14 protein-coding genes are annotated in these 14,664 nt (G+C 41.4%); 10 read left to right on the top strand and 4 right to left on the bottom strand.

Going from position 1 to position 14,664, the window contains the following annotated elements:
* Positions 1–187: 187 nt before the first annotated feature.
* From AC1XUE_RS20440 to AC1XUE_RS20425, 4 genes are all read right to left on the bottom strand, one after another.
* The gene (locus tag AC1XUE_RS20440) at positions 188–1,675 is read right to left on the bottom strand and encodes a hypothetical protein (protein WP_483357838.1); all 1,488 of its coding nucleotides are present in this window, start codon (positions 1,673–1,675) and stop codon (positions 188–190) included.
* A 260-nt stretch (positions 1,676–1,935) separates the two neighbouring features.
* Positions 1,936–3,606, bottom strand: a complete 1,671-nt coding sequence (locus AC1XUE_RS20435; protein WP_483357837.1) for an IPT/TIG domain-containing protein — start codon at positions 3,604–3,606, stop codon at positions 1,936–1,938.
* 63 nt (positions 3,607–3,669) lie between these two features.
* Positions 3,670–6,582, bottom strand: a complete 2,913-nt coding sequence (locus AC1XUE_RS20430; RefSeq protein WP_483357836.1) for a TonB-dependent receptor — start codon at positions 6,580–6,582, stop codon at positions 3,670–3,672.
* 178 nt (positions 6,583–6,760) lie between these two features.
* Positions 6,761–8,251 (bottom strand): M14 family zinc carboxypeptidase, encoded by a 1,491-nt coding sequence (locus tag AC1XUE_RS20425; RefSeq protein WP_483357835.1) that lies wholly within the window; start codon positions 8,249–8,251, stop codon positions 6,761–6,763.
* 461 nt (positions 8,252–8,712) lie between these two features.
* Between AC1XUE_RS20425 and hisH the strand changes: the two genes are divergently transcribed.
* The 10 genes from hisH (at position 8,713) to AC1XUE_RS20375 (ending at position 14,658) form a co-directional block, all read left to right on the top strand.
* Complete coding sequence (gene hisH / locus AC1XUE_RS20420) at positions 8,713–9,306, top strand: imidazole glycerol phosphate synthase subunit HisH (protein WP_483357834.1); 594 nt, start codon at positions 8,713–8,715, stop codon at positions 9,304–9,306.
* A 55-nt stretch (positions 9,307–9,361) separates the two neighbouring features.
* Positions 9,362–10,084, top strand: a complete 723-nt coding sequence (hisA, locus tag AC1XUE_RS20415; RefSeq protein WP_483357833.1) for a 1-(5-phosphoribosyl)-5-[(5-phosphoribosylamino)methylideneamino]imidazole-4-carboxamide isomerase — start codon at positions 9,362–9,364, stop codon at positions 10,082–10,084.
* A 72-nt stretch (positions 10,085–10,156) separates the two neighbouring features.
* Entirely contained in the window at positions 10,157–10,927 is a 771-nt protein-coding gene (gene hisF, locus AC1XUE_RS20410; protein WP_483357832.1) for an imidazole glycerol phosphate synthase subunit HisF, read from the top strand.
* Between the two features lie 47 nt (positions 10,928–10,974).
* Positions 10,975–11,619, top strand: a complete 645-nt coding sequence (gene hisIE, locus AC1XUE_RS20405) for a bifunctional phosphoribosyl-AMP cyclohydrolase/phosphoribosyl-ATP diphosphatase HisIE (RefSeq protein ID WP_483357831.1) — start codon at positions 10,975–10,977, stop codon at positions 11,617–11,619.
* A 13-nt stretch (positions 11,620–11,632) separates the two neighbouring features.
* Positions 11,633–11,968: a phage holin family protein gene (locus AC1XUE_RS20400; RefSeq protein WP_483357830.1), complete on the top strand. Its 336-nt coding sequence runs from the start codon at positions 11,633–11,635 to the stop codon at positions 11,966–11,968.
* 59 nt (positions 11,969–12,027) lie between these two features.
* Positions 12,028–12,366, top strand: coding sequence for a phage holin family protein (locus tag AC1XUE_RS20395; RefSeq protein WP_483357829.1), 339 nt, complete (start codon positions 12,028–12,030; stop codon positions 12,364–12,366).
* A 94-nt stretch (positions 12,367–12,460) separates the two neighbouring features.
* Positions 12,461–12,886, top strand: coding sequence for a hypothetical protein (locus AC1XUE_RS20390; RefSeq protein ID WP_483357828.1), 426 nt, complete (start codon positions 12,461–12,463; stop codon positions 12,884–12,886).
* The gene (locus AC1XUE_RS20385) at positions 12,867–13,640 is read left to right on the top strand and encodes a phosphoglycerol geranylgeranyltransferase (RefSeq protein WP_483357827.1); all 774 of its coding nucleotides are present in this window, start codon (positions 12,867–12,869) and stop codon (positions 13,638–13,640) included. The genes AC1XUE_RS20390 and AC1XUE_RS20385 overlap by 20 nt, the downstream gene beginning before the upstream one ends.
* A 150-nt stretch (positions 13,641–13,790) precedes the next feature.
* Positions 13,791–13,973: a PG1828 family lipoprotein gene (locus tag AC1XUE_RS20380; RefSeq protein WP_483357826.1), complete on the top strand. Its 183-nt coding sequence runs from the start codon at positions 13,791–13,793 to the stop codon at positions 13,971–13,973.
* Positions 13,974–14,040: 67 nt separating this feature from the next.
* Positions 14,041–14,658 carry a hypothetical protein gene (locus tag AC1XUE_RS20375; RefSeq protein ID WP_483357825.1) on the top strand — a complete coding sequence of 206 codons (618 nt, stop codon included), beginning with the start codon at positions 14,041–14,043 and terminating at the stop codon, positions 14,656–14,658.
* Positions 14,659–14,664 lie beyond the last annotated feature (6 nt).

The raw sequence follows: 14,664 nt of genomic DNA, 5'->3' as shown, positions 1-14,664 counted from the left end.
GACTAATCCTAATCATATTTTGCTCTGTCGTTTCTGAATATTTAGATTATTTTCGAATATATAGAACCGACAGAGGCTATCTTTAAAAAGATAGCCTCTGTCGGTGTAATTTAAGGCTGGCAATTAACACGGTCAAACGCTAATTTAACATTATTCCTAATGTGAATAACGATATATTGTTGGCTGACTAATCATTACTGGGAATTGGCCTATTGTCTGGACTCCTTTTAGTTGGCTCAATTCCAATATTAACAGCACCTGAACTAACTGTGAGTACATTATATTTGCCGGCTAAAGTAGGTGATCGTTCGACAACTGGATTCTCATATAAGAATCTAACATCCCCTAATTGATCCGATTCGCTGGAAATTGTAACGGTCTGGGAGCTTGATTGTTCGAACGTGCTTGAAGTGCCAAACTTTGCTCCAATTTTAACAATCCCAATACTCACTCCAGCTTCAGCTTCAAAATTGGTGCCAAATGTTGATTTTGCTGATACTGTTTTAGAGATTGAGCCTCCGGCGTCGTGTTCTAAAATGGAGAGTTTCCATTCGTCTCCATATCGGTACATATCCCAAGGCATTAATTCAAGATTAGGATTATAGTCCAGTATAGTACCATTATTCACCAATTGATTAGGAGTACAGTAAAACACTTTTAAGTCCGTTTGTATATTGCCGTCTCTATATATAAAGGATAATAGAACATGAAACTCAAGGGCGCCCTCAGTCCAATCATTTATTGTCTCCAGAGCAAGTGGTGAATTTAATTGGAAACCCGTTAACTTTTCAGTATAATCTCCGAAAGTGCCTTTAGTAAAATCGGTATAAGGAATGTGTTCATTAGCGTAACTGTTGAACAGCGGGTTAATATGATAATATACCCAGTCTCGCTGGTTTTCAAGTAAAGGTGTGTCAACGCTAAGTTTAGGTGCTCCTAATTCGTCATACCAGACGCCAGTCTTGGCATTAGGCCGGTAAGAAACTTTTGGGTCAATATCTCCAATAAAATAGAATGCATTGTTATCATTTTCTTGGATAATCTTGGTCGCGCTTTTTTCTATCAAAGTAACATCCTTTCTGGCACTTCCATCCAGCTTGCTTTTCGCAATAATCCTTTCATTTTCCTTTACAACAACAACAGGGAACGTTGGTGCTTTTCTTGCATCGACTTCGTATTCCCTTAAATCCTTCGAAAAAGCAATAAGCTTGTCTGTCTTAACTTTTAAGTGGCTATTGTCTACTGCAACGTCGGGTGTTTGAGAATCTACGTTCCAGGTTTCAGGAGTGAATCCTGGAAGATTTGGGATAAAGATGGTCATTAGGGGGGCTTGCGCGCTCCATTTTCTTACATCGGCACCATTCGAGTAGCGGATTAAGGTTTCTTCGAATGTTTTCCCATTGGTAAGTTCTTTGTCTTTCACAAATGCATATAGAATGTCGTAGTCGCCATCATACTTTTGCAACGCTTCGTTTTTTAAAAACTGTCGAATCTCTTTTTCCGTCAAAGCCTGGGCAAGAGCTTTCGAAAACTCAATTCGTACTTTTTCAACATCAATTACTTCAGTGGAAGTCTTAGGTGCTGGATTTGAACCATTCATTTCTTGCTCACAAGAGATCAGGAGCGCGCTTAGGGCAATTGCTAACCCTAAAGCTGTACTATGCATTTTTTTCATACAAAAAATTAAGTTACTGTAGAACTATTTTGTCAATTAAATAAAACTACTCTTACTTTAATTTCAAATAGATTTTCATAATGATAATATATTGTTAATACTAAGTGATGTGATTTTTTAATAGGTCATATCATTTATATGATATTCATTTAACCATTTTTGATGAATTTTTATGGTTATGCAAGAAAAAAACCGGAAGCATGTGCTTCCGGCCTTTTTAAATTCTGACACCAATTATAAGATTTTTATATGCCTCCTTATTAGTTGTAAGGCGTATTTTGTGGATCGAAGTTAGTCCAGCCTGTAGTCCAGTCTGTAGTTCCGAATGCACCTCTGAAAGTTTCTTTCGTGAAGAATGCATCAGCTCCTTTTCCTTCCCATACTGCATCTTTCAACAATGGTGAAGTTGCTTGTGGCAAGAACTTAGGACCAGCCAATTTGAAGTTATCAGCATTCAATAGAAGCGTTGAAACATCTGTAAGGATTGTATTCTTACGAGCTGTTGCACCGAAGTAAGCCTGAGCTTGCGCATCAGAAACTCCTGTTGCTCCTCTGTCGCCACGTACTGGAATAGTCGTGTTAGCAAGTACAATGCCTTTCAAATCCAAAGTACCCGCAGTTGCGTGTGCCAAAGTATTTGCACCATCCAAACGAAGTCCTTCAGGGTATCCTGCAAATACAGAGTTGAAGATTGAAATGTCTGTATTACGACGAAGGTGCATTGCTGATTGATATGGTCCGCTACCTGAGATTGTATTTGTGTGAGGCGTTCCTGTGAATGCGAAGTTACTCACGTTTGCAAATACCGGAGCTGTCAAAGGCAATCCGTTGTTAGGACCTGTAGCAGGTTCTCCTGAACCACTGAAGTTGTCTGACTCGAATCCGTTTGATCCTGACTGATCTGCAAAATCAGGGTCACGAAGTGAAACTGCATACTGTACTTTACCAGTATATCCCCAGTCTGTATCCCAGTCATCATCCCATCCGCGGAAAGCCACAAGGTGTTTTGCATTTACAGTTCCACCGAACCATTCGAAAGAGTCATCACCACTGTAAGAAACCTGAACGTTGTCTACTACTGTACCTGAACCTACTGCATAGAATGTAATACCGTTGATCTCGTTACCAGCTGTCAATGCAATACCTGGGAATTCGATACGTACATATTTAAGAATACCTGAGTTATCGTCTGCGATATTATCAGCACCCAATTGACCTGAAATACCACCTTCAGCACCTTGGCTGGCCAAACGGTTGTGAGGAGCTTTACCCATGATCACAACACCACCCCAGTCACCATGCTTACGTGCACCAGGAGCTGCGTTAGATGTGAAGACGATTGGCTCAGTAGCAGTACCTTCTGCGATTATTTTTGCACCAGCGTTGATGATCAAAGTTCCGCCTTTGCCAAGTCCGCTTGGATCCAAGGCAACACCGCCTCCTTTAATGATTGTTCCAGGTTCAATTGTCAACGTAGCACCTGATGTTACGTATACAAAACCTTTAAGAAGATAGATTTTATCCTTCGTCCATTTTTCACTTGCAGATATGTTACCTTGTTTTTCAACAACTGCACGAGCTGACAAATCAAAGTTAGCAGCACTCTTTACAGTTTTACCACCAACTGTTACTGAGATTAAACCAGAAGTTGCTCCAGCAGGAACAGTTACCTCAAGAGTTGTAGCAGTTGCTGCGCTTACTACTGCCGGAGTTGTATTAAATAATACGGTGTTGTTAGCAGGAGTTGTATCAAACTTTGTACCTGTGATCACAACTTTGGTACCTACAGGACCAGATGCAGGTGCAACTGTTTTAACAGCAAGTACTTCTTCAATTGGAGTTGGTTTCTCTTCGTTGTCACAAGAGGTAGTGGCAGCGAAAAGCCCTCCCAGAATGAATAGGTAATACAACCGTTTTTTTAGGATATTCATAGCGAATTTAAATTGGTTTGCAAAAGGGGATAATTGTGGAAATATTTAAGTACTCGTGTTGATTTAAGGTATTACTGTTCTTCTTCCGAATGTATAGGCGGCAGTCAGGGTGAAGTAGCTGCCACGTCTGAACTTGCGAATGTCCTGATCAGCGTTAGCAGAGAGAGACGTTACGTCTTTTCCAATTTTACCGTCGCGGTTGAAGTCCTGAGCAAAACGAACCGGTTGGTTCAGGATATCCTGAATCCCTAATCTGATTTCCAGGTTCTGTTTGATTTTTTTGCTGATGTTCAGATCAATTACGTTTCTTGGAGTTTCATATACAGTTGGATTGTTCTGGTTTCCTACTGCAAATATTCTCTGACCAAACACGTTATAAAGCAAGTTCCACTGCCATCCTGATACCGGATCAGCATAATATACTCCGGCATTGATCAAGTAAGGAGACTGGTTAGCCATAGGACGTTTTTTGTCTGTTAAGCCAGTCAGGTCGTAGTTTTGAATTTCTCCACCCAAGTCAGGACCCTGTACAAAATCTCCCAGGTTTACAGTACTCTTAATCACAGATACATTACCAACCAGCGTAAGGTTTTGGATGAAAGGACTCACAGAGTTAGCAAAGCCTTTACGGATTTCCATTTCAACTCCATAGTTCTGTGCTGTTCCTGCATTGATGAATGTGTAAGCAAGTCCGTTACCACCCACTGGCAGAAGGAATGATTCAATCGGGTTTTTAAAATGTTTGTAAAATCCTGTTACCGATATCAACTCATTAGCAGTTGGATAAAACTCCCATTTCGCATCAAGGTTCTGAATTTTTGCGGTTTTCAAAGTGGTGTTACCTCTGATGTCAGCCTGCAGGTTGAAGTCATAATAGGCGTAAGGAGCAAGCTCGCGGAACTCAGGACGGTTCAATGTCGACGAGAATGCAAGTCTCAGGTTTTGTTTTTCTGATACTTTGTAAGTGAAATTCACAGAAGGCAGAGGGATGAAAATCTTGTTGTTCACCAACTCTTTTTTCTCATTTACAACCGTAGAGTGCAATTGCTGGTTGTTGTATTCCCCACGGAAACCAATCGTCATCACCGCTTTGCTACCGAAGTTAAGGTCTCCGCTCACATAGGCAGCTGTGTAATTGTTGATACCCTGGTAAGAATCGAGATCTCTCGTGCCATCCTTGAGGGTTAATCCACCGGTTTGTCCATTTATGTTTTCAGGTGCAAAGATGGAACCTATTGCCTGGGTAAGTATAGCACTTGCATTACCTATATTGTTGTAGCCGTAGAAGTGGGCTGAATAATCACGGTCTTTTCTTTCTCCGTACACTCCGAAGCGGATACGGTTTGGTTCGCGGTCTGTAGGGTTACCAAAAGCATGTTCACCATTTACAGAAAGGGTAAGCACGCGTTCTCCAAGTGTTGAGAAGAAGTGGCCCACTTCATTCGCTGTCGGATCGTTTGGTGTTACAGCCTGGAAAGGTGCAGGTTGTCCGTCAGGTCCGGTAGCATCAGTCAGACGCTGAAAGCGAATTCTTTTCCAATCTGGTTCCCAACGACCGGTATATCCGAATCCTGTGATCCAGTTTAGTTTTGTAAGTTCACCGAATTTGTGATCTCCCGAAACCTGAGTGGTTACGATCGTTCTGTTCTCAAATCTTTGTGAATAACTCAGTGCATCGTAGCCGTCTATCACTTTTTGCCCGTTACGAACTACTGTTTCAGTATTTCCAAGTTGGTTGAACAACGTCTTCCACTCCATCGTGAAATCCGGATTGAAACGTAGTGTCCAGTTGTGCAACACGCCTATTCTTGATTGACGCTGATAGTTCGAGTCTGTATATTTTTCAAATAGCTCGTTTGCCAGCACGCCATTTTGGTAAAGTTTCAGATCTACATCTGCAAGTTGGTTGGTAAGGGAATAGTTGATGTTCGTGATATTACTTACATCAATATTTCCGATATTAAAACGCTTACCCATGTTAAATGCCAGACGCATATCAGGTGCGATGTTGACATCTTTGAGCGCCCAGTTGTTAGGGAAAAGTCTTGCAAAGGATGCTCTTTCCTGATTGCTCAGGACATTGAAATCTGCAGATCTTGTCGGGAATGCACTTGAAAGTGTCTGATCTTTACCCCAAAGTCCAAGCACATTAGCACCGCTTCTGTTGTGGGTCTGAGCATTCTGCAAAGTCGTATTCTGACGGTAACCTATAGTTGCGGCTGCGTCAAAAAAATTCTGGTCAGGACGACGTTTCGTATAAATCTTGATAATACCTCCGGCAAAGTCACCAGGCGATTCAGCAGATCCGGATTTGTATACAATCATCCGGTCAATGATATTACTTGGTACCAGGTCGAATGAGAATGAACGCGTATCAACTTCGGAAGAAGGAGTAATTACATCGTTGATTAATACTGAGTTGTATCTTGATCCTAACCCGCGAATCATTACGAAGCGATTGTCCACGATGCTTACACCTGGTACACGGCGAATTGCTGCTGCTGCATCTCGATCCTGAGATTTTTGTATCTGTTGTGCTGATATACCGACCGCTATCGGTTTTAGTTGTTTTATCTCACTAATAACCGCTACTTCGGTATTGGTTGCACGCGCTCCCCGTACTACTACTTCCTGTAAAGCAGTTCCTTCTTCCTCCATTTCAGTATCAATGACTGTGGTGTTTCCGGATTCTACTCTTACGTTTGGGATTTCTTTGACTTTGTAAGAAACAAATGAGATGATAATCTTGTGTGAGCCTGATGGAACGCCAGCTAGGCTGAAACTTCCGTCAACGTCAGCTGCTGCACCAATCTGGGTTCCTTCTACAAGAACAGTGGCGCCAATCAGTGCGTCTTTGGTTTTTGCGTCTTTGATCAAACCCCGGATCGTGCCCGTCTGTGCAAAGGCAAAAGATGCGGATAGGAAAAACAGGAGGAGTGTGGTAATTCTGGTTTGCATACTTTTTTTAGGTGTCATTTTTTTATGACACAAAAGTAGATTGCCAATATTACCTCAATGTTAACTGTATGTTACGGCTTAATTATTAAATTTTCTTCTTTTTATTGAAAATCAGTGGTTTATAAATGGCGTATGGGAAATGGGTTTGGGAATATGGCCTGAGATGCATTCCAGGCTATATTTAAGATTTTTTGTACTATTCTATTATCCCGTTCCCTTCGCCACTTTTGAAATTATCCAGATCATACAGGAATCCGTTGATGACCGCATACCTTACTTTTCCTCCTTTTTTCAGAATAAAAGTAGCTGTGTTGCCCAAGCCCGGGGTGCCGGAAGGGGCAGCCTGCCCATTTCTGAGAATATGAAGTGGAGATGTTGTAAAATAAAGGCCCAGCGCCCTCGTGTTGCTATCCGGTGTGAGTCGCACATAGGTATATCCTTCTCTGAGCAGGTTCAGCGCATTGAGCTTACTGATCTCGCTGACATTTTTGTAAGTAGTAGGGTATACCTTTCCTTTTTCAATCGTAAAGCCTTGTGCATCCAGTTCCTGGCTACCAAATTGCGGATGCAGGTCACCGAAGTCTTCAATTTTGCTGTAATAAAAAAACTTGCTCGCGTTTGAATAGCTCACCTCATTCCTGTTAATGCCTAAATCGGCTGTAAAGGATTTTCCTGCCTGCTTCACAGTAGCATTACGAACCACCAAATCGTACACCCAGCGTCCGTTTTCTGGTATTTTGTAATAGTCATCGCGGTTCTCTTTAGTCAGTGAATTGTCGGCAATGGCATCCAGAGAGGCAAGTATAGCCATAAAATTTAGCTGTCGGATATACTGTTTTTCGGGATCTCCCACATAGCCTCCCGATTCAATCAATACCAGCGTTGTCCCCCATTTTTGGACATTGTCGCCAAAGCCGCGTGGTTCGTGGTCATCACTATAGCGCGCTACCTGGCCGGGAATATACTTTTGTAAGATCCTATTCATTCCCACAATAAGCTGCATCGAGCGTTCCCGAACCGGATTAATTGATAACTCATAATCGTAGGAGGTGGCCAAAAAAGAAATGGTTGCCACTTTTGCACTTCTTCCTGCCGAATAACGCGGACTTTGGTCATGCAAATTAAAGCCGAAATCAGGTTTCAGTTTGTCTACCAATCCTTTTAATATTTGTGCTTCCGGGGTTTGCCTGGCAGCGGCATCCCGGTTCATATCAATACCCTGCATGGTTCTTCGCTGATAACGTTCAGCCCCATCGGGATTAAGCATCGGCACAAAATAGAGCGTTGTATTGTCCAGGATTTTTTTTCTTAAAGCATCAAATCCATCATTTTTGCCTTCAAAAAAATTGAACATGTCAAAACTTGCCATTGTGGCTGTTGGCTCGTCTCCGTGCATCTGGGTCCAGAGAAGTACTTTTTTAGGGCCTTTTCCCAACTTTAGCATTTGAATATTTCTGTCTTCAAAGGATTGTCCTACGCTTTCTACATGGTACAGCGTATTGCTTTTTCTTTTTTCTATCAGCGGTAAAATATCTTTTTGTTTAAAGCGACGCTGTGTCAATGTAGCTTCTTTATAGTTTTTGTGCGCATCAAAAAGACGTTTGGCCTGGTCGGCAGACTGTGCAGAAGAGTCGATGGTGGTCAAGGCTGTAATGAAAAAAATGAATGGCTTTAAGGATAATTTCATAGGTATGAATATTAGGTCGCTGTAATCGGCATTCTTACATGTTAAAAATAATAAAGCTTACCTCAGTTTTAACGATCATGCATGCAATTTACGCATCAGATGCATGGCTAAGATCATTTCCGCCTGTTTTCTTATGCACAGATTCACAACCTACAGCGAGACAAATTTGTTTATTCTAACGAAATTTTAATATTATATTTAAGTAAACGGCTTTAATCTGATTCAGAAATTATATACATTTGCCTTATGATAATAGCTAAAACACATCATCAATCACATCATAGCCATATGGCTTTCGGACGTCTTGGATGATATGTTTTTGCAAGTAGTGTTGTAATAAGGTTGAATACATAGTATCCCAGAAGCCCGATTTTTAAAAATCGGGCTTTTTTTGTTACCATTCGTCAGAGGTACTGTCGGATGGCATGGTGAATACCTCTTTTTGTCGTCTATTTTCGAACATGAAAACTGTAATAATCAAATACAACGCGGGGAATGTGCAGTCGGTGATGTACGCGCTCGACAGAATAGGAGCCAGTTACGTCTATACCGATGATGAGTCTGAAATACGCTCGGCAGACAAAGTAATATTTCCGGGAGTAGGTGAAGCCAGTACAACCATGGCCCATCTGAGGAAAACGGGTCTGGATATAATCATTCCTTCTTTGAAACAACCGGTTTTTGGTACGTGTGTAGGTATGCAGCTCATGTGCCGGTTTTCGGAAGAGAACAATACGACATGTATGGGCATCTTCGATGTGGATGTGAAGCGTTTTCCTGCAACTTCGGCTTTCAAAGTGCCGCATATGGGCTGGAATAATATCAGCACGTCTGATTATCAATGTGCATTAACAGAAGGTATTGCTGATCAGGCTTACATGTATTTTGTGCATAGCTATGCAGCCACTGTATGTGAGCATACGGTAGCAACCTGCGATTACGTACATCCCTTCAGTGCCATGTTGCAAAAGGATAATTTTTATGCAGCGCAGTTTCACTGCGAGATCAGCGGCAATGCCGGGCAACAGATTATTGAGAATTTTTTGAAAATCTAATTGAGTCACAGAGACTATATATTCTACTAAACCCGGTTTCAGTATCCGGAACTATATGATCGAAATTATACCTGCTATTGACATGATCGAAGGGAAATGCGTGAGGCTGACCCAGGGTGATTATGGAAAAAAGACAATATACAACGAAAACCCGCTTGAAGTAGCGCTGGAGTTTGAAGACGCCGGTCTTACAAGACTACATCTGGTAGATTTGGATGGAGCGAAAGCGAAGAAGGTGATCAACTGGAAGGTGCTCGAAAAGATAGCTTCCAAAACCAGTCTGCATATTGATTTTGGTGGTGGAGTACAGTCTGAAGAAGATATACGTATTGTATTCGATAGTGGAGCGAAACAGGTAACCGGCGGAAGTATAGCGGTGAAGCAACCCGCTTTGTTTAAGGAATGGCTTTCAGTATATGGAGGGGATAAAATCATTCTGGGTGCAGATGCGAAGAATGAAAAAGTGGCTGTTAGTGGCTGGGAAGAAGGTACAGAACTTTGGGTTTATGACTTTGTTGAAGAATACGTAGAGCTGGGTGTACAATACACGATCAGTACAGATGTGGCTAAGGATGGCCTTCTGCAGGGACCTTCTTTCGACCTGTACAGAAACCTTCAGGATAAATGTCCTGACCTTAAAATCATAGCCAGTGGTGGAGTAAGTGGTATGGGGGATGTTGAAAAACTGGCGGAAATGAATATGTATGGCGTGATCATCGGAAAGGCGATATACGAAAACCGTATCACCCTGCAGGATTTGAAAAAATTTGTAGCCTGACCTTTGTCGGCTCTTTTAGTTGATAAAATTGAAAGCTGTTTATCAGCAGTGTTGCTAACCTCAGAATAAAAAATGCTTACAAAACGCATAATTCCTTGTCTGGATGTAAAGGAAGGACGAACTGTAAAGGGAGTTAATTTTGTCAATCTCCGTGATGCCGGGGATGCTGTTGAGCTTGGTGCAATGTATGCGGCGCAAGGAGCAGACGAACTCGTTTATCTGGATATTACGGCAACAGTTGAGGGACGATCTACTTTTATAGATCTGGTCAGGAGAGTTGCCCAGACGATCAATATTCCTTTTACTGTTGGAGGTGGGATTTCATCCATTGCTGATGTGTCGGCATTGTTGCATGCAGGAGCTGACAAAGTTTCTATTAACTCTTCTGCCGTTCGTAATCCGGATCTGATCAATGAGCTGTCACTTGAATTTGGTAGTCAGTGTATAGTAGTTGCGATTGACACCCGATATATTGATACAGGCAATGGAGCACAGCATATTGTACATACACACGGTGGCAGGAAGCCGACAGAACTACAAACTCTGGATTGGGCTAAGGAAGTGGAAAACCGGGGAGCTGGCGAAATTCTTTTGACATCCATGGATGCAGATGGCACCAAGAACGGGTTTGCACTTGAGCTTACTGCTCAGATTTCCGGAGCTGCCAATATTCCAGTGATTGCTTCTGGAGGAGCAGGAAAAATGGAGCATTTTTATGATGTTTTTACAACAGGAAAAGCAGATGCAGGCCTTGCGGCGAGTATCTTCCATTTCAGGGAAATTGATATTCCTGATTTAAAACAATACCTGGCGGATAAAGATCTGCCTGTCAGGATTTTGTAAATTTAAAGCTAAATTTTTAGAACCGGGACTTCTTACAAACACAAAAAATGAGCGATTTTAAAACTGAAGATATACTTGATACACCAGATTTTTCTAAATCTGCGGATGGTCTTATTCCTGCGGTAATTCAGGATGATCATTCAGGCAAAGTACTGATGCTGGGCTATATGAATGCTGAAGCATTGACGAAAACCCAGGCAGAAGGTACTGTGACTTTTTATAGCCGCAGCAAACAACGCCTCTGGACAAAAGGTGAGACATCGAATAACTTTCTGTTTGTGAAGGAGATTCTCGTGGATTGTGACAAAGATACGATCCTGATCAAGGCTACTCCAGCAGGCCCAACATGCCATACAGGAAGCGACACTTGCTTTGGGGAAAAAATTGGCCAGGATTCGCGAATCGGGGAAGCTGCATTCCTTAATTATCTGCAAAAGCAGGTAATAAGGGAAAGGAAGTTAAATCCTTCAGATGTATCTTATACAAGCAGTCTATTCAAAAGTGGGATCAATAAAATAGCTCAGAAGGTGGGTGAAGAAGCCATCGAGGTCGTAATCGAAGCGAAAGATAATGACGATGATCTGTTTAAAAATGAAGTTTCGGACATGCTGTTCCACCTGCTCGTCCTTTTAGAACAAAAAAACATTGACTTAGATGATGTAATTAGCGTACTTCGTAGCAGACACTCTTAAAACCATAAAGAATATGAAGTTATTAATACGTCTGTTGGTCAGTACTTTAGCTATACTTATAGCTGCCAATATTATTCCTGGTGTTCAGGTGGTGGATACAACCACAGCTATCATCCTGGCTATTGTACTTGGTATACTCAACACATTTCTTAAGCCGGTATTGCAAATTCTGGCTCTTCCGATCACAATTCTGACGCTCGGATTGTTCTACTTCGTAATCAACGTATTCATTATTTACTTTGCTGAATATCTTGTTCAGGGATTCTCAGTCGATGGCTTTATTCCGGCTTTGCTTTTTGGTCTGGTAGTTTCTGTTATATCCGGTATCCTTGGTATGTTTTTAGATTAGTGTAGCTGATACTCAGTCTGAGATGAAGAAAATTACACATGAATTGAAAACTACAGGACATGATAAGTCAACTCGAGGAAATAAAAGATACACTCTTCAAGTATTTCGAAACCCGAATCGATTTATTCAAAATCGAGATAAGAGATAAGGTTGAGCGTACAGTTGTAACGGTATTGTATGGTGGAGTACTATTATGTATTGCACTTGTTATTCTGATACTTCTTGTGATTTTGTTGGGAACATTCCTGAATAAATGGCTGGAAAGTGATTATTTGGGGTATGTTATTTTACTCGGTTTTTTTGTACTACAACTGGTTTTATGGCTGGTTTTCAAAGACAAATTGATTGGAGTAATCCGCAAATTCATTGTAAAGTTTGTCAGTGCTAAGCAGGATTAATGCTTTCACAGTTCCATTTTTTAAATAAATTTCCCGTAAATTGTTATTTTTGGGACCTGAAGGTTCGTTACGGGCACACTTAAACAGGAATAAAATGAGTCAATTAACGGATTCGTCAATACAACTGTCAAGACCCTTTTCTTCAGATACAGATGAGGAAAAACAGGTACTGATGCACGATGCCAGTGCCTATCGCGAAAAACTGGAAGGTCAATGGGATAGCCTGAAAATTGATGCGAAAGAGTATGGAAAACAAGCTTTGATTATCGGAGGAGCAGTTACAGCCACTTTCCTTGTTCTAAACGCTTTCCTACCTGATACAGATAAAAAGAATAAGGCTCTCAGGATTGCTGAACCTGAACCTAAAATAAAAAAGGTAAAAATAAAACACCGGAACAAAAACACGGTGGTAAGTGCCGTTCAAAGCTTAGCCTGGACACTGGCAATGGGGTGGGCGCGAAATAAGCTAAAGAATTATATTGCAGATGACCGTAAAACGAATGGAAGCAGCGAATCATAAAATTGCAGAACTTCTTTTAGCAAGGAGAATTGATAAAAGAAAATCATTTGCTGTTCTTATAGATCCTGATAAAGTTAATTTCGACACCTTTCCCGCATTTCTGAAATCAGCGGAGCGGCATGGTGTCGACTTTTTTTTCGTAGGCGGCAGCCTGATCACAGACTATTCCATTAAGGAGCTGATTACAGGCATCCATGATCATACTGACATCCCTGCCATACTATTTCCGGGAAGTGGACTTCATATTGATGCATCAGCTGATGCCATCCTGTTTTTATCCCTTATTTCGGGCAGAAATCCAGACTTTTTGATCGGTCAACAGGTAGTTGCTGCTCCTTTGTTGAAACAGAGTGGAATTGAAATTCTCCCAACAGGTTACATGCTGATCGAAAGCGGCCGAATGACTACCGTATCCTATATTAGCAATACTACACCTATCCCGAGAAATAAACCGGGTATTGCGGCGTGTACCGCACTGGCAGGTGAAATGCTCGGACTTAAATATATGTTTCTTGATGCGGGCAGTGGAGCAGAATATCCCGTGCCCGGGCCTGTTATAGCCGCTGTACGACAAACCGTTGATACTCCCATTATTGTAGGAGGAGGAATCGATTCTTATGAAAAAGCTTTTGCTGCACTAGAGGCAGGGGCCGATGTCATTGTAGTAGGGAATGGTATAGAGCAAAATCCTGAACTTCTTCCGGAAATCGCTGCAAGTGTAAAGACATTTAACAGTGAATTGCTAAAAGCTTAGAGAGTTATAGAAGAATATATTGTACTTATTAAAGGGATTGAGGTAATTTCTAAGGAAATTTTAAGTTCTTAGAAAAATACAATCCCAAAAGTTGGGATTATTGATATCTATCCTGTTACCTTTGCATCGAACCTTAATTACACCCAAGAAATGAAAAAAATATTCGCTCTTGCGTTCGTTGCCGGGATGGTAGCTTTCGCTTCTTGCACAAGCAAGCCTGCTGAAGAATCTGCTGATTCTACTGCTGTAACTGTTGAAACTCCAGTTGATACAATCGCTGTTGACACTGTTGCTGCTGATACTGCTGCAGTTGATACTGCTGTTGTAAGATAATCAACAGAGACTTGTAAAAGTTTTGAAAAGCCCTATGAAAATAGGGCTTTTCTGTTTTTATTTAAAAATGAAACATAGCGTAAATTTTGAATCTTATGTTCCCAAAGCTTCAGTGGTCTGGTGCGAACAATTATTCAATAACAGCGACTTTGACTTTTTCCTTGCACGTCCGCGCAGAACCAGACTTGGAGACTTTACTGTAAAACCAGGATTCAGGCCTCGGGTAACAGTGAATGTGAATCTGAATACATACAACTTCCTGATCACGTATCTCCACGAAGTCGCACATTACAATGTGTATGAAAAATACAAAAGAGCTTCCTCTAAACGAATTTCACCTCATGGAATTGAATGGAAACGAGAGTTCACAGCACTCCTTTTACCAGTAATGAATGAGGAGATATTTCCATCCGACATACTTGTTCCGCTTTTAAATTACGCAATGAGTCCGAAAGCCTCCACCGGTGCGGATCAGGACTTATACAATGCATTAAAAAGGTATGATGATCCTTCTATAACCTTAAATAAAACTGCGTTGATTCACCTTGCTGACGGTACTGACTTCGTTTTTCAAAATAGATTGTTCATCAAAGCAGAGGTTCGCCGTACACGTGTACTATGCATTGATAAAGTTTCCCAAAGACGTTACACAATTCCTGCCCATGCGCTGGTTGAAGCATGTTAATTCTTT

The sequence above is a fragment of the Dyadobacter sp. HNCC25DJ187 genome, assembly GCF_056895255.1.
This window is presented reverse-complemented; position numbering and strand designations above follow the sequence as displayed.

Coding starts and splice junctions, on each gene's coding strand:
- hisF (WP_483357832.1), top strand. CDS start 10,157: ATGCTTACAAAACGCATAATTCCTTGTCTGGATGTAAAGGAAGGACGA.
- AC1XUE_RS20430 (WP_483357836.1), bottom strand. CDS start 6,582: ATGACACCTAAAAAAAGTATGCAAACCAGAATTACCACACTCCTCCTG.
- AC1XUE_RS20435 (WP_483357837.1), bottom strand. CDS start 3,606: ATGAATATCCTAAAAAAACGGTTGTATTACCTATTCATTCTGGGAGGG.
- AC1XUE_RS20395 (WP_483357829.1), top strand. CDS start 12,028: ATGATAAGTCAACTCGAGGAAATAAAAGATACACTCTTCAAGTATTTC.
- AC1XUE_RS20380 (WP_483357826.1), top strand. CDS start 13,791: ATGAAAAAAATATTCGCTCTTGCGTTCGTTGCCGGGATGGTAGCTTTC.
- AC1XUE_RS20400 (WP_483357830.1), top strand. CDS start 11,633: ATGAAGTTATTAATACGTCTGTTGGTCAGTACTTTAGCTATACTTATA.
- AC1XUE_RS20390 (WP_483357828.1), top strand. CDS start 12,461: ATGAGTCAATTAACGGATTCGTCAATACAACTGTCAAGACCCTTTTCT.
- AC1XUE_RS20425 (WP_483357835.1), bottom strand. CDS start 8,251: ATGAAATTATCCTTAAAGCCATTCATTTTTTTCATTACAGCCTTGACC.
- AC1XUE_RS20385 (WP_483357827.1), top strand. CDS start 12,867: ATGGAAGCAGCGAATCATAAAATTGCAGAACTTCTTTTAGCAAGGAGA.
- AC1XUE_RS20440 (WP_483357838.1), bottom strand. CDS start 1,675: ATGAAAAAAATGCATAGTACAGCTTTAGGGTTAGCAATTGCCCTAAGC.
- hisA (WP_483357833.1), top strand. CDS start 9,362: ATGATCGAAATTATACCTGCTATTGACATGATCGAAGGGAAATGCGTG.
- hisH (WP_483357834.1), top strand. CDS start 8,713: ATGAAAACTGTAATAATCAAATACAACGCGGGGAATGTGCAGTCGGTG.
- hisIE (WP_483357831.1), top strand. CDS start 10,975: ATGAGCGATTTTAAAACTGAAGATATACTTGATACACCAGATTTTTCT.
- AC1XUE_RS20375 (WP_483357825.1), top strand. CDS start 14,041: ATGAAACATAGCGTAAATTTTGAATCTTATGTTCCCAAAGCTTCAGTG.